This window comes from Pseudozobellia sp. WGM2, from assembly GCF_017810075.1.
Lineage (GTDB): Bacteria > Bacteroidota > Bacteroidia > Flavobacteriales > Flavobacteriaceae > JADNYK01.
On the sequence record NZ_JADNYK010000001.1, the window covers coordinates 739,926 to 765,637 of the forward strand.

Sequence of the window (25,712 nt, forward strand, 5' to 3'; positions counted from 1 at the left end):
CAAAGATATTCTTTTGATAGAAGTATTGCCCAACGCTTATATAGTTCTCTATGCTATTGATTATATTTAACAAACTTAAATAGTTATGCACAGATTGTTATTTATAAGCCTATTGTTTCTCAGCTATTCTACCATAGCTCAAGATCTGCGATTTGATAAGGATTACGCCGCAATTGAGAAGAAAGTAATTGATTGGCGCCGAGAAATTCATCAAAATCCCGAGCTTTCAAATCGGGAATTTAAAACCGCTGAAAAAATAGCCGCTCATTTAACATCGCTCGGTATCGAGGTGCAAACGGGTGTCGCTCATACCGGAGTTGTTGGTATTTTAAAAGGAAAGAAAAAGGGTAAGGTTATCGCCCTTCGGGCGGATATGGATGCCCTACCTGTACCCGAACGTAACGACCTACCTTATAAATCTACTGTAACCGCAGAATTTAAAGGGGAAACTGTACCCGTGATGCACGCCTGTGGTCATGACACCCATGTGGCTATTCTTATGGGTGTTGCTGAAATACTATCAAAACATACCGATAAAATAAATGGAACCATCAAATTTGTTTTTCAACCCGCAGAAGAAGGTCCGCCACCGGGTGAAGAAGGTGGAGCCCTACTTATGATCAAAGAGGGAGTACTTCAAAACCCAGAAGTGGACGCAATTTTCGGACTTCACATTAATTCTGAAACTCCAGTTGGTGTCATTCGTTACAAATCAGGTGGTACCATGGCGGCGGTACAAAGTTTTACTATAAATGTAAAAGGGAAGCAAAGCCATGGTTCACAACCTTGGTCAGGAATCGACCCTATTTTAATAAGTGCCAAGATTATCGATGGCTTGCAGACCATTATAAGCCGTGAAATGGAACTAACCAACGAAGCTGCGGTAATTACTGTCGGCAAAATCACTAGTGGCGTACGTTTTAATATTATACCCGAAAGTGCCGAAATGATCGGAACGGTTCGTAGCCTCGATTATGACATGAAAGAACAAATTACACGTCGTATGAAAGAAATGGTGCCGGCTATCGCCCGTGCCTATGGTGGTGATGCTACCATTGAAATCAGAGACCAAACTGATATTACCTTTAACGACCCTGACCTAACCGACCAAATGATACCTTCGTTAATCAAGGTTGCGGGAGCTGAAAAAGTGCAGCAACAAAAGGCGGTTACCGGTGGGGAAGATTTTTCTTATTTTCAAAATGAAGTGCCGGGATTCTTTTTCTTTCTTGGAGGAATGGCCCCTGGCACGACCGAAACTTTTCCGCATCATACCCCAGACTTCAAAATTGATGATAGCGGACTACTACTCGGTGTAAAAACTTTGACTGAAATGAGTTTAGACTACCTTGAAAAGTAACCCATCCGAAGTATTTCTTTGCATTTTAATTTCAATGGTATTTTTGCAAGAAGCAAGAATACTATATTTTTATGCCTTAAAATACGTTCCCTACTTATAAAACATTTTTAAATCCTATAAATGAAACATAAATTATTGACCCTTTGTTTACTTGTGTTTACTATGCTATCTGTTCAGGCACAACGTAAGAGTGATTTAATTGCTGAAATCGATGCTTTGAAATCGCAATTAGATTCAATTAATTCAGAATTATTGGAGTCTAAAAAAACAGAGCGCATCGCTAGTGCTAAATCGGCTTCTTATGAAAGCCAAGTTACCGAACTACAAGATGCGAACAATACCCTAATGCAGAACATGAAAAGTTTTGCTGAAGTTTCGAATAAAAACTCAAGTATCGTAACCAGCGCCATGGAGAGTTTAGAAGCTAAAGAAAAGCAGTTAAAATCTATTAAGGATGCCATTGCGACCAACGACTCTACTACCATAGTCATCTTGACCAATGCCAAACAAACTATGGGCGAAAATGCCAAAATTGGCGTAAACGAAGGTACGGTTGTCATTTCTTCTGACTTAAACAGCCTATTCGGCAATGACACCGGAGATAAACTTACCTCGGAAGCAGAAGGATGGGTCGAAAAAATTGCCAATATCTTAAAGGCCAACCCTAAAACTTCAGTGACTATAGAAGGTCTTAGCATGACGGGTGATTTGAATATACCTGCGCAACAAGCTTTATCTGTCGCTGCTCAATTGAAGCAATTGGGTATTGAGGGAGAACGAATCGTAAGCTTGGGCAGAGACGGTAATTTAAAAGAAGGTGTTCAGGTGGGTATTCACCCTTCTTTCACTGATTTTTATTTGATGGTTCGAGAGGAAATGAAGAATTAAAGCATAAACTATTCTTTAAGATTTAATTTAAAAAGCTGCCGAGAATAAAATCAATTTTATTCTCGGCAGCTTTTATATGTACTACAATCAACATTAGATTACTTACTTTCTAGTTATCTCATCAAGATTCTTTAAGATTTAAAGAATCGTTTCTGATTATGATGGATGCACTAAAAATCCATCATTTCTATCGAATTCATATAATCGTCGCAGCTACCTAGTCTTAAATTACCATCACGACTTACGAATGAAATCAAGAGGATAACTATTATTAACATTTACAAACTAAAATTCGTTAGAATATAATACAAAAGTTTAATTAGTTTTAAAACACTGATAATAAGTCAGGTAAACACTTGTTTATGAGCTTGCATTCCACACTTGAAACTGAAAGGCTTTATTTGCGGCCGACGGAAGAAATAGATGCTGAATTGATATTTCAATTAATGAATACTCCTAAATTTTTAAAATTTGTGGGTGATAGAGGTATCAGTTCCATTAAAGTTGCAAAGCGATATATTGCTGAAAATATGCTGCCCCAATTAAAAAACTTGGGCTATTCGAGCTATACATTAATAACCAAATCAGAAAATAAAAAAATCGGTACCTGCGGCCTTTATGACAGGGAGGGGTTAGACGGCATAGATATTGGCTTTGGTCTATTGCCCGCTTATGAGGGTATGGGCTATGGTTACGAGGCATCACGCTCTGTCTTGAACGCGGCATTTGAAATTTTTGAAATAGATGTTATCAGTGCTATTACTTCGAAAGACAATATTGGTTCACAATGCCTTCTAAAAAAATTAGGGTTACACAAAATTGGTATAACTAAGTTACCTCAGAAAGAAGAAGAATTGTACTTATACCAAATAAAAAGATAAAATTGAGGCCTTTGAATTCCCTATTTAAAGTAAATCTTATTCTTAAAGTAGTTGTAATCTTAACGTTTACAATTTTATCTACTGGAATGAACTTATTTATGTGTAGTCAATAGCTCAACCATCCAATTTTAAATCTTCTCGAAGAACTAGTACAAAACCATACTTTTTTAAAAAAAACTTCGTTTTCTTATCATAACATTATACCGAGAAAACCATAAAGACTCGGTCACAAACCACCAAAAAAATGTCAGGAGAAACTATTTTACAATTTTTCGGTTTTTTATTGCCGGCTGTTGTCACGGGTATCGTGGCATTTTATTTTTTCAAACTTCACACCCGTAATGAAGAAGGGCGCAGAAGATTTTTGTTGCAGAAAGACTCGCAAAAAAACACCTTACCGATTCGCCTTCAGGCCTACGAAAGAATGGCTTTATTTTTAGAACGTATGGCCATACCTAGTTTGGTGGTGAGGGTAGCCCCAAAATCTTCCGATAAAAACGATTATGAATCGCTATTGATCAAAACTATTGAAAATGAGTTTGATCATAATCTTTCTCAGCAAATATATATGACAGATGAGTGCTGGAACATTATTAAAGCTGCCAAAAGCGCTACGGTTCAAATGATTCGAAAAGCAGCAATGAGCGAAACTGATTCTGCCGATAAACTGCGTGAAGATATTTTGACCGAAACCATGGATAAAGAATCACCTTCTGCTACTGCACTTTCATTTGTGAAAAAAGAAATCGGGGAACTCTGGTAAACTAAAACGTTTAAAACAATATGAAAAAGGGCAAGTATGACTACAATACTTCGCCCTTTTCTGGTTCTATTTGATTGAGCTCATTGTTTTTGTATTTGGCAAAATTATAACCACTCTGCCACCAAGCAGTCATCTTTTCTTTATCAAAAACTAGCGAATTGGTGGTCAATACGGTTGGGGTATAATAAAAATTGATAATGGCATCATTCGTATTGGCGGCGAACTTACCTATTTTAATATTCTGCATTTCGATACGGTCTAACATGAATTCGAACATAGTAGTCAATAGTGAAAACGCATTCTTAGACGGTAGTCGGTTGAGATGATTTACTTCTGTTTGTAGAACGATTACATCTATTTCTTTGGCACCTCGTTTGACCGCTTCTTCAATAGGCACCATGTTTCCTAGTCCGCCATCGGCGTATTCACATCCATTTTTACGAACCAAGCTCATAAATGGAGTATAATTGCAAGATATCCATATCCATTCACAAAAATCTTCATAGCTATAATCGTTAATAGATTTATATTCTACCTGATTGAGCGAAAGGTTAGAGACCGTAGAAATAATTTCCATCGGGCCTTTTTTTAATACTTCAAACTCTTCACGAGTTAAGGTGTTCTGAATGAGCTTCAGTAGGTTTCTGCTCTCTCCAAAAGTTTTTCTTCCTCGATAAAAATTTCGAAGTACGTTCCAATGGTTGATTCCTATGCTATGAACTCCATACTTCTTCTCTATGGTGAATGGGCAGTTACTAAAAATACTGTCTTGATTGACCGAGGTATAAATTTCTTTTATTTTATCTATTTTCTGAAGTGCCAGGTGCGATATCAGCAAACTACCTGTAGAGGTACCTAGAAATAAATCATACTTATGATTCAGCTCTTGCATTAAGTATTGAGCGACACCGCCTGCAAAAGCACCTTTACTACCTCCTCCTGAAATAACCAACGCTCTCATTCTATGCCTAATTTAATATTCATATAACGAAAATCATTAAGTTTTAGTTCTTTGTAAAGTTCGTGTATCCGATTTTTTTGTTCGTCATTTTGTAAAAAGCTTTCTATCAAATTACGGGCGTATTTTTTGAATTGCCAACTATGGTGTTCTGTTGCCAGAATAAGATTTTGAAGAGCTTCATCGGTAAAACTGGTTTCTGTCAGATATTGAAAAGCCTTCAATCGAACCTCCCACGAAAATGAGGCAGAAGTGTACTCACTAAGTTCATACAAGTAATCTTGATTTTTTTCAGTCTCGTAACCTTCAGTGAAAAGAGCTAAAGTAAGCCACAACAACCGTATGTTCATATTCGGCAGCCCCACCATATTCTTGGTCGTATCTAAATATTTCTTGCGCTCGTTAGGGTATGATGACCAAAGTTTGACCAATGTATTTTCAATGGTTATATAACTATCATCATTCAAGAGCGATTCAAAATCGGATTTAAGTTCTAGAGGAATTTCCTCAACTTTTTCTGATAAAACTTGCCTTAGTTTTATATCTGAGGAAGTAAACACCTCTTCTATTATTTTTTTAGGCAATTCATTAGAATAGGCTTCTAAAAGGTGTCTCTTTAAATAGGTAGAATTACTGTTTTGCCAATGCCATTTGTAATCTTCCGTAGTTATTTCACCATTTTTTATTTTACCCTGTAAATCGAACAAAATTTTAAGTGATTTCGATTTGTCAGCTAGAAGTTCATATGCTTTTGATGTATCGATTGAAGAACTCTCTAACCATCGCTTCTTATATTCTGATAAATTTTTGCCACTGGCCTTTTTCATCTCATGTAAAAAGTCTGTGACAGTTACATTTTTAAAGGCATGTTTGGCCAAGTAATTTTTTATACCTGCCTTAAATTCGGCATCACCTAGATGTTCACGCAAGGCAAAAAGGGCCCAAGCGCCTTTTTCATAAAATGTAAGACTACTTGCTTTTGGGTTTAAAACACTTTGCCCTTCTCCCCTATTCTCAGCTTGCTTTAAATCCAGTAAGGTTTTGTAGAGGTGCCAATAAAAATGCTCCTCCCCAAAAATTTCTTTTTCTGCTATATACGCATAATAAGTGGCGAAGCCTTCATGAAGCCAATGATGGCGCCCATCTTTTTCGGTAACGAGATTTCCGAACCACTGATGAGCCATTTCATGGGCATTAACATTCACATAATTCTTATCTATAAATGCTGTAGAATCGATTACATAGCCATCGGAGTAAATGGTGGTGCCGGTATTTTCCATTCCAGCATACAGGAAGTCCCGAACGGGAATCTGTTTATAATTTTGCCACGGGTAAGAAACCCCGATTTCCTCTTCAAACAAATCGAAAATCCGTTTCGTATACCGATAAGTAGGTTCTGCTTTTAAAGTATCTTGAGGGTAGTAGTAATTTATTATTGGCACTCCGCTTTTTGAACTTAATTTTTGCTCGCTATAGTTGCCTACTACAAATGCCAATAAATAACTGCTCATGGGCTTTTGCATATCGAACGACCAGCGAACTTTATTTTCTGAAGTCTTCATTTTTTGTTTAAATAACCCATTACCAAAGACCTTGTAGTCTTTGTGGGCGGTAATGTTCATATCAAACTCCACCTTTTCTTGCATGTCATCAAAACTCGGCAGCCAATGACTGGTATACTTCCCCTGACCTTGGGTCCAAATTTGTTCATTATATTCGATGGCATCATTCCATCCTAAGAAATAGACAGTTTGTTTGGGCTGGCAAGAATAGCTTAATGAAAGCTGATAGTTCACTCCTTTTAGAAACTTTCCATATGCGGTAATATATCTATTATTATTGTTATATGAAATCTTCTTATTATCAATTTCCACTTTTTCAAATACCATATTATGGGCATCTAGAAAAACGGAATCTACATCTTGAAGTACCGTAAACTCATAATTGATACTACCAACTACCTTTTCAGTTTCAGGAAACAAATCGACTTCAATTTCAGCATGGAGAAAATCGACCTTATCTTGATGTTGACCGTATGAAAGCAAGAAAATACTCGAAAAAATAAATAGGAAAACGTTTCTCATGAAGTTATGCAAACAAAGAGTACACCAAATTTAAGGTTTTAGTTTGTGCCTATTAGACCTAACCGCTAATTTAGTCGCATGAATGCCAATTTCATGCAAACGCCGATTGTATACCTGAAAGGTGTAGGCCCTAACCGTGCCGAAACCCTTCAGAGCGAGCTTGGTATCAAAACATTTCAAGATTTACTCAATCTTTATCCCAATCGGTATCTAGATAAGACACAGTACTACAAAATTGGGCAATTGCAACGAAGTAATGCCGATGTTCAAATTATCGGTAAGATCATTAATATCAAAACGGTAGAGCAAAAAAGGGGGAAACGATTGGTAGCAACCTTTGTTGACGATACCGGAGATATGGAGCTCGTATGGTTCAGAGGTCAAAAATGGATCAGGGAAAACCTGAAGCTCAATACCCCATATGTAATTTTCGGCAAGTGCAACTGGTTCAATGGTAAGTTCTCTATGCCACACCCTGATATGGAACTGCTGAAAGAACACCAACAGGGTCACAAAATTGTGATGCAACCCATTTATCCCTCCACCGAAAAACTGAGCAATAAGGGTATAACCAATAGGGTAATTAGTAAAATGGTTCAACAGTTATTTCTAGAAACCAATGGAAGATTCGCCGAAACGCTATCCGACAAACTGATGTATGAACTGAAACTTTTACCAAAGGCTGAATCGCTTTTTAATATCCACTTTCCTAAAAATCAAGAATTGTTGGCTAAAGCCCAATTCAGATTAAAGTTTGAAGAACTATTTTACATTCAGCTGCAATTACTCACTAAAAAGGCCCTTCGAAAACAAAAAATAAAAGGATTCCCTTTTGATCGAGTAGGCAAACTTTTCAATGAATTTTATAAGGAATACCTTCCGTTTGAACTAACCGGAGCACAAAAGAGAGTTATCAAAGAGGTAAGGGCGGATCTAGGCAGTAATGCCCAAATGAACCGTCTATTGCAAGGTGACGTGGGCTCTGGCAAGACTATAGTTGCGGTTATGACCATGCTATTGGCTATAGATAATGGTTTTCAAGCTTGTTTAATGGCGCCCACAGAAATATTGGCCAATCAACATTATACAGGTATAAAAGAATTGCTTTCCAATATTAACGTGAATTGTTCGTTACTGACGGGTTCCACAAAAAAATCAGAGCGAAACATCATTCATGAATCACTAGAAAATGGAGAGTTGAACATTCTGATCGGCACTCATGCCCTTTTGGAAGACAAGGTGCAATTTCAAAATTTGGGCTTGGCCATTATTGACGAGCAACACCGCTTCGGGGTTGGCCAGCGCTCGAAATTGTGGCACAAAAACGACATACCGCCACATATTCTTGTGATGACCGCAACCCCAATACCACGTACACTAGCCATGAGCCTTTATGGCGATTTAGATATTTCTGTTATCGATGAGCTTCCTCCTGGGCGAAAACCTATTAAAACCGTTCACCGATTCGATTCAAACCGACTAAAGGTTTTTCAGTTTATTCGAGATGAAATTAAAAAAGGCCGACAGATTTATATTGTTTATCCGCTGATACAGGAATCCGAGGCTTTGGATTATAAAGATTTAATGGATGGTTATGAAAGTATTGCCCGGGACTTTCCGCTTCCCGAATTTCAGATATCCATTGTGCACGGTCAAATGAAACCTGCTGACAAAGATTATGAAATGGACCGCTTTGTACGTGGAGAAACTCAAATTATGGTCGCTACCACAGTTATTGAAGTCGGCGTAAACGTACCTAACGCATCGGTAATGATCATTGAAAGTGCCGAACGTTTCGGTCTGTCTCAGCTGCATCAGTTGCGCGGACGTGTTGGTCGCGGTGCTGATCAGAGTTTTTGTGTACTAATGACCGGCCATAAACTATCCTCGGAGGCAAAAACCCGTTTACAAACCATGGTTCAGACCAATGACGGATTTGAAATTGCCGAAGTTGATCTTAAGCTACGCGGACCGGGAGATCTTATGGGCACCCAACAAAGCGGCGTGCTCAATTTGAAGATTGCCGACATTGTTAAAGATAACGACATTTTGAAAACCGCTAGACATTATGCCATTCAGTTGCTAAAAGATGATGCAAAGCTAGAAAAGCCCGAAAATTTGGTCATCAGACATACCTATATTCAACTTGTAAAACACAAGAACATCTGGAACTATATTAGTTGACCCGATTAGTTGATACTTTACTATAATGCGCCAAGACCGGCCATTGCAACATCATGGTCATTTTCGACAGTACTTCCACTAACGCCTATAGCCCCAATTATGTTACCATCGCTGTCGGTAATGGGTACACCTCCTGGAAACGTAATCAATCCGTTATTGGAGTGCTCGATGTTGAATAATGGTCTTGAAGGTTGAGAAAGCACTCCGATACTACCCGTGTTCATATCGAAGAACCGAGCCGTTTTAGCCTTTTTTAAAGCAATATCTGCCGAGCCTAGCCAAGCGCCATCCATTCTGATAAAAGCAACTTGATTAGCCCCAGAATCAACCACTGAAATATTCATCTTAGTATCAATTTCTTCAGCTTTACTTTTAGCCGCTTCAACAATGTCTTGAGCCTGTTTTAATGTTATATTCATAAAATCATACGTATTCGTTAAAATATTTTTGACAAGAATTTCTTGCCCTTTAAAATCAAAAATATAATATCATACTCTGATTTTCATTGACTTAAGTTAATGAAAAATGTTAAATTTAGTTAAAATCACATACCTAAATCACGACGGATTCTGCAGAGGCTTTCGGCCGTAATACCCAAGTAGTTTGCGATGTGATAATTAGTTACCCGTCGTTCGATATTCGGATATCGTTCAAAAAACTCCAAATACCTTATCGAATTTGTACGGTGCAAAGAAGACATTACCCTTTTTCTTAAAGCAATGAAGGCATTGGTATAGAGGATTCTAAAAAATCGTTCAAACTTCGGAATCCGAATATATAATTCTTCCAAAGCCACAGTACTAATGGCTAATACCGTGCAATTTTCAATGGCTTCTATATATAATTCAGCGGGTATATTATTATGTAAGGCATTAAAATCAGTTATCCACCAGTCTTCTATGGCAAATTGTAAAATATGTTTGTTGCCCAAATCGTCGACATAATAAGCCTTCAAACAACCTTCGACGACATAATAGAGCTCATTGACCATAACCCCAGATTCAATAAGAAAGCTCTTTCTAAACACTTTCTTTTCAGCGATAATGCCCTTAAATTCTTCTTCTTCAACATTTGTTAAACTAATATGTCGGTTAATATGGGCCAGCAGAAGGTCTTTCATTCGTTAGAGGTTTCAGTTGTAAACGAGGTAATCGTAAATATATGTGAATGCTTATCACCAATTATGTGACACCGATGCTGGTTTGAACATCGTAATTTTCAATCGTAATAATTTCTTAAAAATACTATGTTTCACTAGATTTGTTTGCTTAGAATTGAAAGAATATGAGTGCAAAAAAGACATTGTTCGATAAAGTGTGGGACTCGCATGTGGTCCACCAAATAGAAAACGGACCAGACGTACTGTTTATAGACCGTCACATGGTTCATGAAGTAACCAGCCCCGTGGCTTTTTTAGGTTTAAAGAATAGGAGTATTCCAGTGTTACATCCTGAAAAAACCTTTGCTACGGCAGACCATAACACCCCTACCATCAACCAACATTTGCCAGTGGCCGACCCATTATCTGCCAACCAGCTTAAAATGTTAGAAGAAAATGCTAATGAGCATGGTATTTCTTATTGGGGCCTTGGTCATGAGAAAAATGGTATTGTACACGTTGTTGGGCCTGAATATGGTATTACCGTTCCCGGTGCGACCATCGTGTGTGGTGATTCGCATACCTCTACCCATGGTGCTTTTGGTGCTATTGCTTTCGGTATCGGTACTTCGGAAGTTGAAATGGTATTGGCCACTCAATGCATTATGCAGCCCAAACCAAAAAGAATGCGCATCAATATTACAGGTGACCTTCAATTTGGGGTTACGCCAAAAGATGTCGCACTTTTCATTATATCTCAATTAACAACTTCTGGTGCCACCGGCTACTTTGTAGAATATGCAGGTGATGTATTCAAGAACATGACGATGGAAGGTCGTATGACTGTTTGTAACCTTAGTATCGAGATGGGTGCCCGTGGCGGTATGATCGCTCCCGATGAAACCACTTTTGATTACATAAAAGGTCGTGAATTCACCCCTAAGGGTGAAGCTTGGGATACAGCTATGGAATATTGGGAAACTCTTTATACTGACGATGATGCCATTTTTGATAAAGAGTTGTCATTTGATGGTTCATCGATAGAACCAATGATTACTTATGGTACCAACCCGGGTATGGGTATGGGTATCAGCAATGATATTCCTACTTTTGATGTGGCCCAAGGCGGTGCCACTACTTATAAAAAGTCTTTGCAGTACATGAAATTCGGCGAAGGCGACAAGATGATCGGTAAGCCTATTGATTTTGTTTTCTTGGGAAGTTGTACGAATGGAAGAATAGAAGATTTTAGAGCTTTTACTTCTGTTATCAAGGGAAGAAAAAAAGCGGATAATGTAACGGCTTGGTTAGTACCCGGAAGCCACAAAGTAGAAGCTGCAATCAAAGAAGAAGGCCTGTTGGATATTTTGACCGAAGCCGGCTTTGCGCTTCGTGAGCCCGGTTGTTCCGCTTGTTTGGCTATGAACGACGATAAAGTGCCCCCGGGAAAATTGGCCGTAAGTACATCGAACAGAAACTTCGAAGGGCGACAAGGTCCAGGCTCTAGAACCCTTCTCGCCAGTCCGTTAGTAGCGGCGGCAGCAGCGGTTACCGGTAAGGTTACCGACCCTAGAGAACTAATGCAAGAAGAAGTTGCAGGCTAAATATTGGCAACATCATCAAAAAAAATAAACCATGGCATACGATAAATTCACAAAATTAACTTCAACGGCAGTCCCGCTTCCTATAGAGAATGTCGATACAGATCAAATCATACCTGCACGTTTTTTAAAAGCGACAGAAAGAAAGGGCTTTGGCGATAATCTTTTCCGCGATTGGCGTTACAATCAAGACAATACACCGAAGAAAGATTTCATTTTGAACAACCCGATCTACAGTGGTCAAATTTTGGTGGGCGGCAAAAATTTTGGTTCCGGTTCTTCTCGCGAGCACGCTGCTTGGGCTGTGTACGATTATGGTTTCCGTTGTGTTATTTCAAGCTTTTTCGCCGATATATTTAGAGGTAATTGCCTGAACATTGGGGTTTTACCCGTTCAGGTAAGTGCAGATTTTCTTCAGAAAATTTTTACTGAAATTGAAAAAGACCCTAAAGCGGAATTCGAAGTGAATCTTCCTGAGCAAAAAGTGACCATTTTGGCCACTGGCGAAAGCGAAGGGTTTGATATCAACACCTACAAAAAAGACAACATGACCAACGGCTTCGATGATATCGATTATCTTTTGAACATCAAAGAAGACATCAAAACTTTCGCTCAGAAAAGACCGTTCTAATCGCTTTCGAAAAACAAAATCAACTTTTACATCTGAAGACCGCTAGGTAGAAAATGAAGAGACACTTGGAAATTATGGACACTACGCTGCGCGATGGCGAGCAGACATCTGGTGTCTCATTTACCGCCTCCGAAAAACTCACCTTGGCCAAACTGTTGCTCGATGAGCTTGAAGTGGACCGAATTGAAGTAGCTTCGGCAAGAGTTTCTGAAGGGGAGCTCGAAGCTGTGCAACAAATTACCAAATGGGCAGCTGAACAGAACTATTTAGATCGAGTAGAAGTACTCACCTTTGTTGATGGTGGAATTTCTTTAGAGTGGATGGAAAAAGCTGGTGCAAAATCACAGAACCTGCTCACCAAAGGTTCAATGAACCATTTGAAGCATCAGCTAAGAAAAACACCGCAACAGCATTTTAAAGAGATTGCCGATATTTTCTCAAAAGCTACCGAGAAAGGTTTTATCAACAATATTTATTTGGAAGATTGGAGTAACGGAATGCGAAATTCTAAAGAGTATGTCTTTGAATTTCTACAATTCTTGTCTACCCAGCCTATAAAACGAGTACTGTTGCCCGACACTTTAGGCATTCTAACATATAGTGAGACGCGAGAGTATATCAAGGAAATTGTTGAACGTTTTCCTGACTTGCATTTCGATTTTCACGGGCATAACGATTATGATCTTGGCGTCGCCAATATAATGGAAGCTGTGCAAGCGGGTTGTCATGGTCTACACCTTACCGTGAACGGTATGGGCGAACGTGCAGGTAATGCCCCAATGGCCAGTGCCATTGCCGTAATCAATGACTTTTTGCCAGAGGTAAAAATCAATGTTGACGAAAAAGCATTGTACAGAGTAAGTAAGCTGGTATCGGCATTCACGGGCTTCGGTATACCTGCGAACAAACCTATTGTGGGCGATAATGTTTTTACACAAACTGCTGGCATACATGCTGATGGCGACAGTAAGAACAATCTTTACTTTAGTGATTTAATGCCTGAGCGTTTTGGTAGAAAACGAAAGTATGCCTTAGGAAAAATGTCAGGTAAGGCCAATATTCAAAAAAATCTTCAAGAGCTTGGGCTGACCTTAAATGATGAAGAACTTAAAAAAGTTACCGCTCGAATTATCGAGTTGGGTGATAAAAAGGAAAAGGTAACCAAAGAAGATTTACCATATATTATTTCCGATGTTCTTGATACCGATTACCAACAAAAGGTTTTCGTAAAGTCGTATGTGCTTACCCATTCTAAAGGACTACGCCCCTCTACTACCCTGCTGCTAGAAATCGATGGTAAAACGTATGAAGAGAATGCCTCTGGAGACGGGCAATATGATGCTTTTATGAATGCCCTACGCAAAATCTATACTACTCGAAAAATGCAACTTCCCAAATTAGTGGATTATGCAGTTCGAATACCACCTGGCAGCAATTCTGATGCCTTGTGTGAAACCATAATCACATGGAATGCCGAAGGAAAAGAATTTACATCTCGTGGCTTAGATTCTGACCAGACTGTTTCGGCTATCAAAGCCACTGAAAAAATGCTGAATATAATTTAATTAATAAGACGTACATCACTATTAATTAGTGCTGTGCAACATATACCTATAATATCCTTAAAAAATGAAATTAAACATAGCCTTATTGGCCGGAGACGGAATCGGACCGGAAGTAATCGATCAAGCCGTAAAAGTATCTGATGCCATTGCGAAAAAATATAATCACCAAATTAGTTGGAAACCGGCATTAACAGGCGCTGCTGCCATTGACGCTGTAGGAGAACCCTACCCAGACGATACCCATGAAGTTTGTGCCAATGCCGATGCCGTTCTTTTCGGTGCAATCGGGCATCCGCGTTTTGATAATGACCCTTCGGCTAAAGTTCGCCCGGAACAGGGTTTATTGAAAATGCGTCAAAAGTTAGGTTTGTTCGCTAATGTAAGACCAACTTTTACCTTTCCTTCTTTAATCGATAAATCTCCATTAAAAAGAGATAGAATCGAAGGAACTGATTTAATAATTCTAAGAGAATTGACCGGTGGTGTCTATTTTGGCAAAAGAGGAAGAGAAGACAACGGTAATACGGCTTACGATACGATGACCTATACTCGAGCCGAAATTCAGCGATTGGCGAAAAAAGGTTTTGAAATGGCCATGGCCCGTTCAAAAAAACTGTGCTGCGTAGACAAAGCCAATGTATTGGAATCTTCTCGTCTGTGGAGAGAAACCGTTCAAGCTATGGAGAAAGATTACCCGGAGGTAGAAGTTTCTTATGAATTTGTAGATGCTGTTGCCATGCGTTTGGTACAATGGCCAAAGGCATATGACGTAATTATTACAGAAAACCTGTTCGGAGACATCTTAACCGATGAGGCTTCTGTTATTTCAGGCTCTATGGGGTTGATGCCTTCAGCTTCCGTGGGTGAAAAGACTAAACTTTATGAACCGATTCATGGTTCGTATCCCCAGGCAGCTGGTAAAGATATTGCAAATCCACTAGCCACTGTATTATCTGCCGCTATGCTTTTCGAAGATTTTGGTTTACAGCAAGAAGCAGACGATATTCGCCGTGTGGTGAACAAATCTTTAGCCGAGGGCGTGGTTACCGAAGACCTTTCCGAAGGTGGCAAATCTTATAAAACAAGTGAAGTAGGCAATTGGTTGGCCGAAAATCTTTAGAATATACAAATAGCTATAATTCACATAAATAGCTTAACAAATCAAAGGGTCATTTTCTGTTGAAAATGACCCTTTTCTCGTATAAAGTTAATTTTTTGTCATTTTCGTCGAACATTTAATTTTATATATATGATTTGATCACTTTTGTCGTTCCATTAATGTGTAAACTTTTTCTTACATCTGTATTATGGAGGTTTTTAAACGTAAAATTGAGTCTAAGAAAGATATTTTAAATCTAGATATAGGTTTCAACCCGGAGGTAATTTTCCTTTTTATTTCTTTAAATTTCAAAGAAGTAGAAAGTGCTATTAAAGAAATTAAAGCCAAATATGAAAAATCAATAATAATAGGAGGAACAACATCTGGTGAAATAATTGACCAAGAAGTTATTGATGGTACTATTGTTCTAGCCGCCGTAAAGTTTCATAAAACCAAACTCAAACTCTATTCCGGCAACCTATCTTCTGACTCATCTACCGGTTATTCTTCCGGAGAGATATTTGCCAAAAAAATAGATCAAGAAAATTTAGAACATATATTTCTACTTTCCGATGCACAAACTTTGAGTGCTGCCAATCTACTGAAAGGCATGAATAATCAGCTTAAACCAAGTATTAGCGTAACAGGTGGCCTAGCCAGTAGAAATTCATTTACAGATTCCAATTTTATTATCGATAATGGTATAATAAAACAAAATTGTGTAATTGCTCTTGCCATGTATGGAGATTCGTTACAAGTGAGTTATAATGCTCAAGGTGGATGGGACAGTTACGGTGTTGAATGTTTGGTCACTAAATCAAAAGAGAATCGCATACTCGAAATCGATGAGCAACCAGCTCTTCATTTCTATCAAAATCACGTAGATCCAAAAGTTTTGGAAAACATTGGTGATGATGGTTTCAATTATCCAATGAAAGTTCGCAATGAAGACCACTCTAACCCAGTTATGCGCGCGCTCTTAGCTATAGATGAAGAAGAGCAGAGCTTAATAATGTCAGAAGATATTCCCATTGGATCCTACGTGCGTCTCATGAAGGGAAATATAGACCGACTCATCAATGGTGCCGAAAATAGCGCAAAAATTATTGCGGAACAGAGTAATCACAACCATCAATTAGCCATATTAATCAGTTGTTCAGGAAGAAGAAAGGTTATGGGCGAATTAGTATCTGAAGAAATTGAGGCAGTGACCGACCAGTTTCCTAAAAATACTGAAACCATAGGATTTTATTCTTACGGAGAAATATCTCCCTTTTTTGGTTTTTCGAAGACCTCTCTTCATAACCTGACCATGTGTATTACAACATTTTCTGAAATATGAAGTACCATAGAAAATTACAGAGACAGTTAAAGAAATCAGGTCTAAATCAGAATGATTTAGATCAGATTACTCCTTTTCTTGAAATGGTGGATCAAAGCTATAGAGAGTTAGACGCTGACATACAACATGCTGAGACCATTTTAGAAGAAAGCTCCAAAGAGTTATTTCTAAGAAATTTGGAGTTAAAAAATAGTGTGAAGAAAGTTACCGGTCAATTAACAAAAGTTGCGGGCAATATTAAGGATGTTATTTTCGAAATTGACTTAAAAGGCAATTGGTCATACCTAAATTCGGCCTGGGAAGAACTAACCGGTAGACCTGTTACTGAAACCTTGGGCAAGCCTCTCGGCCAGTTTTTGGTAAATACTAAAGGTAAATCTTTCATTAACCTATTAGACATCGAGAACCCAGAATCGAACAACTTTAGTAAAACTCTAGAATCTTTAGATAAAGACGGTAAACGAGTTTGGTTAGATTTTACCATAAAAAGCATAAAATCATCGAAGGGAACAATTGAAGGTTATATAGGTACCATTGTGAACATTACAAACTTAAAGCGAACCGAGCTTCAATTGATAAGAGCCAGAGAAAAAGAGGTTAAGGCAAATAAAGCGAAGGGAGAGTTTTTATCGACCATGTCTCATGAAATAAGAACGCCATTGAACGCTGTAATCGGTATTGCCCATCTCCTTTTAATTGAAAACCCTAGAAAAGAACAAATTGAAAATTTGAGCACTTTAAAATATTCGTCGGAACATTTACTGGGGGTGGTAAATGACATTTTAGATTATAATAAAATAGCTTCTGGTTCTTTAGAATTAGAAGAAGCCAGTTTCAGCTTAAAACAAGTTTTGACTACCGTAGAAAGTATTTTTAGTAATAAAGCTTTAAAAAAGGGAATTCGATTTAAAATTAAGAAAGATGCTCTTTTACAAGACACGTTAATTGGTGATAGTACACGATTGTCACAGGTTTTGACCAATTTGGTCAGTAATGCCATAAAATTTACCGAAGAAGGTATAGTGCTGTTAGACGTAAAAGTAGTTACCGAAACCGAAGATAATTCTAATCTATTATTTACGGTCATAGATTCAGGTATCGGTATACAAAGTGATAAAATAGATAAGATATTCGATTCGTTCGCTCAAGCAAACCCAAGCACAACAAGACTATATGGGGGTACCGGCTTAGGTCTTGCAATTTGCCAAAGATTATTGGAAATGATGGGTACTACCCTTAAAGTAGAAAGTACCTATCAAGTTGGTTCTTCCTTTAGTTTTTCTATTGATCTGAAAAAAGGAAACCCAATTGCCTCTATTTTTGAGGATGATATTCATGAAAAAATTTCGATTGAGCATTCAGGTTTACGTGGTCGAAAAATTCTTGTGGTAGATGACAATAGGATCAATCTACTTGTAGTTGAAAAATTTCTAAAAAAGTGGGGAGTTGAGTATGATGTTGCCATGAATGGTAAAATAGCCGTTAAAAAAGCCTTTCAAAAAGAATATGACCTTATTCTTATGGATTTGCAAATGCCAATCATGAATGGTTATGATGCCAGTATGGCAATTAGAGCCTCAGACAACCTACATAATCAAACTATGCCAATTTATGCGCTTTCTGCATCGACCAGAGCATCAGTAAAAAATGATTTAATTGATTATGGTATTAATGGACTGATAAGTAAACCATTTAATCCTGACGAATTATTCGACACCCTATCAGAAATTGTAAATAGTTCTTCTAAAAAGAATATATAATCCATTTTGACAACCACCTATAAAACACAAAAAACCCCAAGCTCATTTTGAACTTGGGGTTAATATATTTTATTCTATGGTAACAGTTTAATTGTTGAAGGCCATCTTCCTGAAGCTATATCCAGCTTTATGTCTTCTGTACACTATTATACCTACTGCCATTAATACTCCCATGCCCGCAAGAAAAGCTCCAACGACCCCCGCATAGACCACACTAAACCCAAAGGTCATAGGCAAACCGGCCAAATAGGCCCCTGAGGCATTACCCATATTAAAAGCACTTTGATTCATAGAAGAACCTAACATTTCGTTGCCTTTTGAGGTATTGATAATAGCCATTTGTATCGGAGTTGATACCGTAAAGGCCGCCATACCCACAAAAAATGTCATACCCAATACAATATACGGGTTAAATGCAAGTACTGAATTGATTAACAATAGAACGACCATTATCGATAGACTTATTGCTACAGCCTTAATAGGAGAAAATATTTCAGCCATTTTTGCCCCAATAAAGTTGCCAAAGACCATACCTAAGCCTGCTAGTATCATTGCGTAGCCAACCATATACTCACCCCAACCGGCAATATCAGTGATTAACGGTGCGATATAACTGTACCAGGCAAAGAAACCTCCAGTACCAATAGTTGTTAGTAATATCATTGCCCAAAGTTCCCCATTTTTCAGTCCTTTATTCTCTTTTGAATACGGTTTGGGCTTTTCAGATTCAAGTTGAGGCATCCACAAAAACACACTTAAAACTGCAAGCACGCCGACGATACCGACCATGAAAAACGAAATACTCCAATCGTAATGGTGCCCAATATAGGTTCCAATCGGTACCCCAATCACATTGGCAATTGTTAAACCTGTAAACATTACCGCTATTGCTCGAGCCGCCTTACCTTCTTTTGCCAACTTACCGGCCACTACCGCACCTATTCCGAAGAAAGCACCGTGGGGCAGACCAGAAAGAAATCGGGTGACCAATAATGTGCTATAATTTGTAGCAAAACCGGAAAGAGTGTTAAATAAGGTGAACCATCCCATCAGTAATAATAGAATCATACGAGAATCCATTTTTGAGCTGAATCTGGTCAATAATGGTGCACCTACTACTACACCTAAGGCATAAGCCGCTATAAAGTGACCTGCCTCAGGAATTGTTATGTTAAGACCTTTCGCCACATCGGGTAGAATACCCATAATAACGAACTCGGTCAACCCTATGCCAAAGCCGCCTACGGCCAACGCAATCAGGGCTTTTTTGTTAGATATCTTTGTTTCCATATTCTTTGTATTTGTACTGTTAATGTGTACTCCCGAAACATCAATTAAACTTAACTCAGGAATACTATTAATTTCTACACTACAAAAGTACTATGCATGGATAAGAAATCGATTTACGTATTTATCCAATATCTATGCTATATTACCAGCCATATCAACACAAGGTATAATAACGTGTTAAAATTTAACACAAGTCTAACTTTAGAGAACCTTTTAGGTATCAATTAGCTTATATTCAAGACGCTATATCTATATTTTTAAAACAACAGGGGATTCCTAAACTTCACGTCATAAAAAAACTCCATCAGGTCATAGTCCTGTGGAGATGTAGATAAGTATACTAGAAGACTAATTCTTTATAAAATGTAATCCGTACTAACGAAATTTGACAATTTCGCCTCTAATAATTGTTGAATGGTCTCATTGTTCAACTCATTGTCTTTAAAAGCGACAAATGTTCGAATAGAAAATGAACGCAAGGCATCATGAACGCTCAAGGTTGCTTGAGCAGAATCTTTTCTTCCTGTAAACGGATACACATCTGGGCCTCTTTGGCAAGAGCTATTTAAATTAACCCTACAGACCAAGTTTACTAAGGTGTCTATCAAAGGTGAGAGTGTATAAACATCTTTACCGAACAAACTTACTTGTTGCCCATAGTTACTCTCGGCCATATCGTTCAGTGGTTCTTCAATATCAGAAAAAGAAAGTACTGGCACTATAGGGCCGAATTGCTCTTCTTGATAGACCCGCATATCTTTGGTTACCGGATAAAGAACGGCCGGCCAAATGTAATTGTCGAAATGTTCTCCCCCTTTTTTATTTTTAATTTTAGCTCCTTTAGCTACCGCATCGTCAATTAATTCTTGAATGTAAGCTGGCTTGCTCGGTTCAGGTAAAGGGGTCAATTTTACCCCATTATCCCACGGATTACCAAATTTTAAGTCGTCTACTTTTTTAGAATATCGTTTCAAGAATTCGGTCTTGATGTCTTCATGAACGTAAATTACCTTTAAAGCAGTACATCGCTGGCCATTAAACGACAAGGTACCCGCAATACACTCATCAATCGTTAAATCTAAATCTGCATCAGGTAAAATTATAGCGGGGTTTTTAGCCTCTAAGCCCAATACCAATCGTAATCGATTGCTTTTAGGGTGTTGCTCTTGTAAGGCGTTGGCAGATTTACTATTACCTATTAAGGCTAGAACATCAACTTTACCGGTCTGCATAATAGGAGCCGCTACAGCTCTACCCCTGCCGAACAATATATTTACCACTCCTTTCGGAAAAGAACTTTGAAAAGCTTCCAATAACGGCGTAATTAAAAGCACCCCATGCTTGGCAGGCTTAAAAATGGTGGTATTACCCATAATAATTGCGGGAATCAAAAGGGCAAAAGTTTCATTTAAAGGATAATTATAGGGCCCTAGACAGAGAACGACGCCTAATGGCCCTCTTTTAATATGGGCATAAACCCCATCGTGCTTTTGAAATTTGGCCGAATTACGATCTAATTCTTTATATTCTTCGATGGTATCATAAATATACTCTACGGTACGATCAAATTCTTTTTGTGAATCGGGCAATGACTTCCCGATTTCCCACATCAACAATTTCACGATTTTATCACGCTTAGCTTCCATCTGCCCGACAAAATTTTCCATACATTCAATACGATCCTTCACGTGCATGGTCGGCCAAACACCTTGACCTCTACCATAAGCTCCCATTGCGGCATCTAGGGCCGCCATGGCTTCTGGCTCGCCCATATCAGGAATGCTGCCTAAAACGGTAGGTTTGTAATCTTCCGTAGAAGAAATGGTAGAAAAAACCTCGGTGGTATTACCACTCCAAGTTTTTAATTCTCCATTGATCAAATATTTCTTCTGTTCTATAAACTCGTTTATCTGAAACTCTTCAGGAATACTATTCATTTTATGATATATAGGTGTGTTGTACAATTCTCTTGTGCTAAAACGAAAATACGGAATAAAAAAAACAGAAAAGGCTGAAAATATTATTAAATCGTTGTGCTTTTATCAATATCACAGAACAGCAAATTTTTCTTATATCAGGTACTGAAAAAGATCAGGCTTATCATTTAAATAATCGCCGTAAAAGTTATTTGCTTTCATTCGCTCGATCAATGGCCTTAAATCTTCTGGTCGTTTCAACTCAATACCGACAATGGCGGGAGCATTTTCCCGACTTGATTTTTTTGAGTATTCAAAATGTGTAATGTCATCTTCTGGACCTAAAATTTCGGCAACAAATTGCTTCAAAGCACCCGGACGTTGCGGAAAACGAACTATAAAGTAGTGCTTCAACTCTGCATAGAGCAGGGCCCTTTCTTTAATTTCTGCAGTTCTAGTGATATCATTATTGCTACCGCTCAGAATACAAACCACATTTTTACCTTGAATTTGTGGTGCAAAATAATCTAGAGCAGCAATAGTTAAAGCTCCTGCAGGCTCAACCACAATAGCATCACGGTTGTAAAGGTCTAATATGACCTGACACACCTTGCCCTCTGGCACGGTAACCATATCTGTAAGGCCATTTTTACATATTTCAAAAGTCAGGTCACCTACTTTTTGTACCGCGGCCCCATCGATAAATTTATCGATTGCCGAAAGTTTGGTATTTATACCTTTTTCTATGGATGTTTTCATGGATGGTGCACCTTCCGGCTCCACTCCTATGATTTTGGCTTGAGGTGCCAACTGCTTGAATACCGCGATAAGACCCGATGCGAGCCCACCTCCCCCAACGGCTACAAAAATATAATCGATAGGTTTTTGAAACTGTTGCAACAATTCAAGACCGACGGTACCTTGCCCCTCTATAACCTTGGGGTCATCGAACGGATGGATAAAAGTTTTTTGATGAGCAATGCAAAACTCCGTCGCACTATTAAAAGAATCATCAAAAGTATCTCCCACTAAAACCACATCGACCCACTGCCCACCGAACATTTTAGTTTGCTCGATTTTTTGTTTAGGAGTTACCGATGGCATGTAAATTGTGCCTTGAATACCCAAATGACGACATGCGAACGCCACACCTTGAGCATGGTTACCAGCACTGGCACAAACAATACCGTTCTTTCTTTCCTTTTCAGTGAGCGAACTGATTTTATTGAACGCACCACGAATTTTGTACGACCTCACCCTGTGCAGGTCTTCTCGCTTAAGCAAAACATTGGCACCATAAACGTTGGACAGGCGTATACTCGAAGTCAATGGTGTTTGTGTTGCCACTTGGCCAATAGTTTCCGCGGCACTGCGGATGTCGGCTATATTAGGAAAGTATGACATATTAAAAAACCCTGTCCGAAAGATGGCACCAAAATGGTAGCCCAAAACCGGACAGGGTCTATTTTAAATTATACAATGGGCTTCATGGCGGTCATCGAAGCACGTAACCTCGAACCAACCACTTCTACCGGATGCTCACGTAATACTTTGTTTACCGCAATCAATTTTGCGTTATCTACACCAAGACCTTTGCCTTCTGCATATGAAGTTCCGATTACATCGGTATCGATTTTTTTCATAAAATCGGCCAATAAAGGTTTACAGGCATGATCGAACAAATAACAACCATATTCAGCCGTATCAGAAATAACACGGTTCATTTCGAACAATTTCTTTCTTGCGATTGTATTTGCAATAAGTGGCGTTTCGTGTAATGACTCGTAGTAAGCAGACTCACCAATAATACCTGATTCTGTCATACTCTCATAAGCCAACTCAACACCAGCTCTAACCATAGCAATCATTAATACCCCATTGTCATAAAACTCTTGTTCAGAAATTTCCACATCACCGGCAGGTGTTTTTTCAAACGAAGTTTCACCGGTCTCGGCTCTCCAGCCCAATAAGTTCTTATCATCATTGGCCCAATCTTCCATCATTGTTTTTGAAAAATGGCCGGTCATGATATCGTCCATATGCTTTTGAAAAAGAGGACGCATGATTTCTTTCAGTTCTTCGGAAAGTTCGAATGCCTTTATTTTTGCTGGGTTTGAAAGGCGATCCATCATATTGGTGATACCCCCGTACTTCATACCTTCGGTAATGGTTTCCCACCCGTACTGAATAAGTTTTGAAGCATAGCCGGCATCAACGCCTTTCTCGATCATTTTATCGAAACACAAAATGCTACCTGTTTGTAACAATCCGCATAAGATGGTCTGTTCTCCCATTAAATCGGACTTTACCTCGGCAACAAAAGAAGACTCAAGTACACCTGCTCTGTGACCACCAGTAGCAACTGCATACGCTTTCGCTTGTTCCAAACCTTTACCTTGTGGATCGTTATCTGGGTGTACTGCTATTAAGGTCGGTACACCGAAACCTCTTTTATACTCTTCACGTACTTCTGAACCAGGGCACTTAGGCGCTACCATGATCACTGTTAGATCTTCACGAATTTGCATGCCTTCTTCAACTATATTAAACCCGTGGGAATAGGAAAGTGTAGCCCCTTCTTTCATTAATGGCATAACTGCTTTTATAACGCTAGTATGCTGCTTATCAGGAGTCAAGTTAATTACCAAATCGGCCGATGGCACCAATTCGTCATAAGTACCGACATTAAAACCATTTTCGGTCGCATTGATAAAAGATTGACGCTTTTCTTTGATTGCACCCTCACGAAGGGTATAAGAAATATCCAATCCTGAATCACGCATGTTCAACCCTTGATTCAAACCTTGGGCACCGCAACCCACGATTACTATTTTTTTTCCCTTTAAAGCGGATACACCATCGGAAAACTCCGAAGCTTCCATAAATCTACATTTTCCCAGCTGGGTCAGTTGATCTCTTAACGATAGTGTATTGAAGTAATTTGCCATAGATAAATAATTTTTCTTTTCATCCTGTACCACAGGAAAACGTTCATTTATTGGTTATTATAGTTTTCGCCGAACGAAAATATACATATTAATAGAAAATTTCTTGATTTACTTATACCTCTTCATAAAATTCTTTAAGCAAGGCGGTAATTTGCATTTCTTCTTTAGATACCGAGATACGACCAGATCGCACAAATTGCATTATACCAAACGGTTTCAACTGTTCGTACATATCATCGATCTCGTTTCTTCTACCCGACTTCGCAATAACGAAAAAGTCACGGGCCACAGTAACAATCTGCGAATTGTTCTCTTTTATAATATTTTGGATTCTTCTCTCGTCGAACAATAGGTTCGAAGCAATTTTGAAAAGGGCCGACTCTTGATATATCGTCTCCTCATCCGTATGGTAAAAAGCCTTGATTACCTCAATTTGCTTCTCAATCTGACCTACTATATTACGTACCCATTTGTCGGTGGTATTCACGACAATGGTAAACTTTGAAACCCCATCGATTTCAGATTTTGAGACGTTCAGACTCTCAATATTGATATGACGCTTTAAAAATATACCGGATATCCTATTTAATAGGCCAACGTTGTTCTCGGAATAAACCGATATTGTAAACCATTGTTTTTTCATCACTTACTGCATATAATCGGTCGAGCGCAGTCGATTAATTAATTTTATAAAACCGCTCGACTGCGCTCGAGCGGTCATGTTTAATTTTTAAAGGCTACAGATAAAGTCACCCTATTTGTTTCTTACCGCAATTATCAACCCTGTAGACCAGTTCATTTTGGTCAAGGTGAAATTTTCTTTCTTCTCTAAATAATCGACTAATCTAGATACGTTTTCATGATGTCCGTTAGGCCAATTGGGTTGGGCAACCATATCGTCAATAATATAAAATCCGCCCACATTGACCATATCTAAAATCTCGTCTATCTCACTATATTTTCCGGGCCAGGCGTCGGCAAATATTAAATCGAATTTACGATCAGAATTGTTTTTTATCCACTGAGCACCATCGGCACAAATAAGTCTTAATCTGGTATCCCTACCAAAATACTCTTCAGCAATAGCAATCAGTTTTTCATCATTATCTACTGATGTTAATAGCGATTCGGTATTCATACCATCTAACATCCAAGCCAAACTTAAACCGATACCCGTACCTAGCTCTAAAAAATCTCCGCCAGGTTTTGAAGCGACCAAAGTTTTCAGAAAAGTACCTATATAGATATCTGAAGGCATCGTAAAACCGATTTCCTTCGATTTTCGCACCATTGCTTTATAACTTTTCGGAATGTCTAGAATGTTTGAATCTACCATGACCGTA

The 25,712-nt window shown here is 38.6% G+C and carries 21 protein-coding genes; 11 read left to right on the forward strand and 10 right to left on the reverse strand.

Annotated elements, in window-relative coordinates; all coding sequences use genetic code 11:
* Positions 1 to 85 precede the first annotated feature (85 nt).
* The 4 genes from IV512_RS03320 (at position 86) to IV512_RS03335 (ending at position 3,892) form a co-directional block, all read left to right on the forward strand.
* The gene (locus tag IV512_RS03320; protein WP_209400566.1) at positions 86 to 1,360 is read left to right on the forward strand and encodes an amidohydrolase; all 1,275 of its coding nucleotides are present in this window, start codon (positions 86 to 88) and stop codon (positions 1,358 to 1,360) included.
* Between the two features lie 120 nt (positions 1,361 to 1,480).
* Positions 1,481 to 2,248, forward strand: a complete 768-nt coding sequence (locus IV512_RS03325) for a hypothetical protein (protein ID WP_209400568.1) — start codon at positions 1,481 to 1,483, stop codon at positions 2,246 to 2,248.
* 362 nt (positions 2,249 to 2,610) lie between these two features.
* A complete protein-coding gene (locus IV512_RS03330) occupies positions 2,611 to 3,129 on the forward strand; it encodes a GNAT family N-acetyltransferase (protein WP_245224653.1) in 519 nt (172 codons plus the stop codon).
* Between the two features lie 244 nt (positions 3,130 to 3,373).
* Complete coding sequence (locus IV512_RS03335) at positions 3,374 to 3,892, forward strand: hypothetical protein (protein ID WP_209400570.1); 519 nt, start codon at positions 3,374 to 3,376, stop codon at positions 3,890 to 3,892.
* A gap of 40 nt (positions 3,893 to 3,932) precedes the next feature.
* Here IV512_RS03335 and IV512_RS03340 read toward each other — a convergent pair whose 3' ends face one another.
* Complete coding sequence (locus IV512_RS03340; RefSeq protein ID WP_209400572.1) at positions 3,933 to 4,853, reverse strand: patatin family protein; 921 nt, start codon at positions 4,851 to 4,853, stop codon at positions 3,933 to 3,935.
* Entirely contained in the window at positions 4,850 to 6,934 is a 2,085-nt protein-coding gene (locus IV512_RS03345) for a M1 family metallopeptidase (RefSeq protein WP_209400574.1), read from the reverse strand. The genes IV512_RS03340 and IV512_RS03345 overlap by 4 nt, the downstream gene beginning before the upstream one ends.
* Before the next feature lie 78 nt (positions 6,935 to 7,012).
* Between IV512_RS03345 and recG the strand changes: the two genes are divergently transcribed.
* Complete coding sequence (recG, locus tag IV512_RS03350) at positions 7,013 to 9,118, forward strand: ATP-dependent DNA helicase RecG (protein ID WP_209400577.1); 2,106 nt, start codon at positions 7,013 to 7,015, stop codon at positions 9,116 to 9,118.
* A gap of 20 nt (positions 9,119 to 9,138) precedes the next feature.
* Here recG and IV512_RS03355 read toward each other — a convergent pair whose 3' ends face one another.
* Together IV512_RS03355 and IV512_RS03360 are read right to left on the reverse strand one after the other, a co-directional pair.
* Positions 9,139 to 9,537 carry a heme-binding protein gene (locus IV512_RS03355; protein ID WP_209400579.1) on the reverse strand — a complete coding sequence of 133 codons (399 nt, stop codon included), beginning with the start codon at positions 9,535 to 9,537 and terminating at the stop codon, positions 9,139 to 9,141.
* A 125-nt stretch (positions 9,538 to 9,662) separates the two neighbouring features.
* Positions 9,663 to 10,238 carry a Crp/Fnr family transcriptional regulator gene (locus IV512_RS03360; protein WP_209400583.1) on the reverse strand — a complete coding sequence of 192 codons (576 nt, stop codon included), beginning with the start codon at positions 10,236 to 10,238 and terminating at the stop codon, positions 9,663 to 9,665.
* 164 nt (positions 10,239 to 10,402) lie between these two features.
* On the opposite strand from IV512_RS03360, the gene leuC reads away from it, so the two are divergent.
* From leuC to IV512_RS03390, 6 genes are all read left to right on the forward strand, one after another.
* Positions 10,403 to 11,821: a 3-isopropylmalate dehydratase large subunit gene (gene leuC, locus IV512_RS03365; protein ID WP_209400585.1), complete on the forward strand. Its 1,419-nt coding sequence runs from the start codon at positions 10,403 to 10,405 to the stop codon at positions 11,819 to 11,821.
* Between the two features lie 31 nt (positions 11,822 to 11,852).
* Positions 11,853 to 12,449, forward strand: coding sequence for a 3-isopropylmalate dehydratase small subunit (gene leuD, locus IV512_RS03370; protein ID WP_100872034.1), 597 nt, complete (start codon positions 11,853 to 11,855; stop codon positions 12,447 to 12,449).
* A 53-nt stretch (positions 12,450 to 12,502) separates the two neighbouring features.
* On the forward strand, positions 12,503 to 14,014 hold the full coding sequence (locus IV512_RS03375) for an alpha-isopropylmalate synthase regulatory domain-containing protein (RefSeq protein ID WP_209400587.1): 1,512 nt from the start codon (positions 12,503 to 12,505) through the stop codon (positions 14,012 to 14,014).
* Positions 14,015 to 14,078: 64 nt separating this feature from the next.
* Positions 14,079 to 15,134 (forward strand): 3-isopropylmalate dehydrogenase, encoded by a 1,056-nt coding sequence (gene leuB / locus IV512_RS03380; RefSeq protein ID WP_100872032.1) that lies wholly within the window; start codon positions 14,079 to 14,081, stop codon positions 15,132 to 15,134.
* Between the two features lie 187 nt (positions 15,135 to 15,321).
* Positions 15,322 to 16,455: an FIST signal transduction protein gene (locus tag IV512_RS03385; protein WP_209400589.1), complete on the forward strand. Its 1,134-nt coding sequence runs from the start codon at positions 15,322 to 15,324 to the stop codon at positions 16,453 to 16,455.
* Positions 16,452 to 18,215 carry an ATP-binding protein gene (locus IV512_RS03390; protein WP_209400592.1) on the forward strand — a complete coding sequence of 588 codons (1,764 nt, stop codon included), beginning with the start codon at positions 16,452 to 16,454 and terminating at the stop codon, positions 18,213 to 18,215. Before IV512_RS03385 ends, IV512_RS03390 begins: the two co-directional genes overlap by 4 nt.
* An 87-nt stretch (positions 18,216 to 18,302) precedes the next feature.
* Here the strand turns inward: IV512_RS03390 and IV512_RS03395 are convergent, their stop codons facing one another.
* From IV512_RS03395 to IV512_RS03420, 6 genes are all read right to left on the reverse strand, one after another.
* Complete coding sequence (locus IV512_RS03395) at positions 18,303 to 19,505, reverse strand: MFS transporter (protein ID WP_209400594.1); 1,203 nt, start codon at positions 19,503 to 19,505, stop codon at positions 18,303 to 18,305.
* Between the two features lie 356 nt (positions 19,506 to 19,861).
* Complete coding sequence (locus tag IV512_RS03400; RefSeq protein WP_209400596.1) at positions 19,862 to 21,442, reverse strand: NADP-dependent glyceraldehyde-3-phosphate dehydrogenase; 1,581 nt, start codon at positions 21,440 to 21,442, stop codon at positions 19,862 to 19,864.
* Positions 21,443 to 21,574: 132 nt separating this feature from the next.
* Positions 21,575 to 22,825, reverse strand: coding sequence for a threonine ammonia-lyase IlvA (ilvA, locus tag IV512_RS03405; protein ID WP_209400598.1), 1,251 nt, complete (start codon positions 22,823 to 22,825; stop codon positions 21,575 to 21,577).
* 68 nt (positions 22,826 to 22,893) lie between these two features.
* Positions 22,894 to 24,369 carry a ketol-acid reductoisomerase gene (gene ilvC / locus IV512_RS03410; RefSeq protein WP_209400600.1) on the reverse strand — a complete coding sequence of 492 codons (1,476 nt, stop codon included), beginning with the start codon at positions 24,367 to 24,369 and terminating at the stop codon, positions 22,894 to 22,896.
* Positions 24,370 to 24,481: 112 nt separating this feature from the next.
* Positions 24,482 to 25,012: an acetolactate synthase small subunit gene (gene ilvN, locus IV512_RS03415; protein WP_209400602.1), complete on the reverse strand. Its 531-nt coding sequence runs from the start codon at positions 25,010 to 25,012 to the stop codon at positions 24,482 to 24,484.
* 111 nt (positions 25,013 to 25,123) lie between these two features.
* Positions 25,124 to 25,705 (reverse strand): O-methyltransferase, encoded by a 582-nt coding sequence (locus IV512_RS03420; RefSeq protein ID WP_209400604.1) that lies wholly within the window; start codon positions 25,703 to 25,705, stop codon positions 25,124 to 25,126.
* Positions 25,706 to 25,712: the final 7 nt, after the last annotated feature.

Coding starts and splice junctions, on each gene's coding strand:
- IV512_RS03320 (WP_209400566.1), top strand. CDS start 86: ATGCACAGATTGTTATTTATAAGCCTATTGTTTCTCAGCTATTCTACC.
- IV512_RS03325 (WP_209400568.1), top strand. CDS start 1,481: ATGAAACATAAATTATTGACCCTTTGTTTACTTGTGTTTACTATGCTA.
- IV512_RS03330 (WP_245224653.1), top strand. CDS start 2,611: ATGAGCTTGCATTCCACACTTGAAACTGAAAGGCTTTATTTGCGGCCG.
- IV512_RS03335 (WP_209400570.1), top strand. CDS start 3,374: ATGTCAGGAGAAACTATTTTACAATTTTTCGGTTTTTTATTGCCGGCT.
- IV512_RS03340 (WP_209400572.1), bottom strand. CDS start 4,853: ATGAGAGCGTTGGTTATTTCAGGAGGAGGTAGTAAAGGTGCTTTTGCA.
- IV512_RS03345 (WP_209400574.1), bottom strand. CDS start 6,934: ATGAGAAACGTTTTCCTATTTATTTTTTCGAGTATTTTCTTGCTTTCA.
- recG (WP_209400577.1), top strand. CDS start 7,013: ATGAATGCCAATTTCATGCAAACGCCGATTGTATACCTGAAAGGTGTA.
- IV512_RS03355 (WP_209400579.1), bottom strand. CDS start 9,537: ATGAATATAACATTAAAACAGGCTCAAGACATTGTTGAAGCGGCTAAA.
- IV512_RS03360 (WP_209400583.1), bottom strand. CDS start 10,238: ATGAAAGACCTTCTGCTGGCCCATATTAACCGACATATTAGTTTAACA.
- leuC (WP_209400585.1), top strand. CDS start 10,403: ATGAGTGCAAAAAAGACATTGTTCGATAAAGTGTGGGACTCGCATGTG.
- leuD (WP_100872034.1), top strand. CDS start 11,853: ATGGCATACGATAAATTCACAAAATTAACTTCAACGGCAGTCCCGCTT.
- IV512_RS03375 (WP_209400587.1), top strand. CDS start 12,503: ATGAAGAGACACTTGGAAATTATGGACACTACGCTGCGCGATGGCGAG.
- leuB (WP_100872032.1), top strand. CDS start 14,079: ATGAAATTAAACATAGCCTTATTGGCCGGAGACGGAATCGGACCGGAA.
- IV512_RS03385 (WP_209400589.1), top strand. CDS start 15,322: ATGGAGGTTTTTAAACGTAAAATTGAGTCTAAGAAAGATATTTTAAAT.
- IV512_RS03390 (WP_209400592.1), top strand. CDS start 16,452: ATGAAGTACCATAGAAAATTACAGAGACAGTTAAAGAAATCAGGTCTA.
- IV512_RS03395 (WP_209400594.1), bottom strand. CDS start 19,505: ATGGAAACAAAGATATCTAACAAAAAAGCCCTGATTGCGTTGGCCGTA.
- IV512_RS03400 (WP_209400596.1), bottom strand. CDS start 21,442: ATGAATAGTATTCCTGAAGAGTTTCAGATAAACGAGTTTATAGAACAG.
- ilvA (WP_209400598.1), bottom strand. CDS start 22,825: ATGTCATACTTTCCTAATATAGCCGACATCCGCAGTGCCGCGGAAACT.
- ilvC (WP_209400600.1), bottom strand. CDS start 24,369: ATGGCAAATTACTTCAATACACTATCGTTAAGAGATCAACTGACCCAG.
- ilvN (WP_209400602.1), bottom strand. CDS start 25,012: ATGAAAAAACAATGGTTTACAATATCGGTTTATTCCGAGAACAACGTT.
- IV512_RS03420 (WP_209400604.1), bottom strand. CDS start 25,705: ATGGTAGATTCAAACATTCTAGACATTCCGAAAAGTTATAAAGCAATG.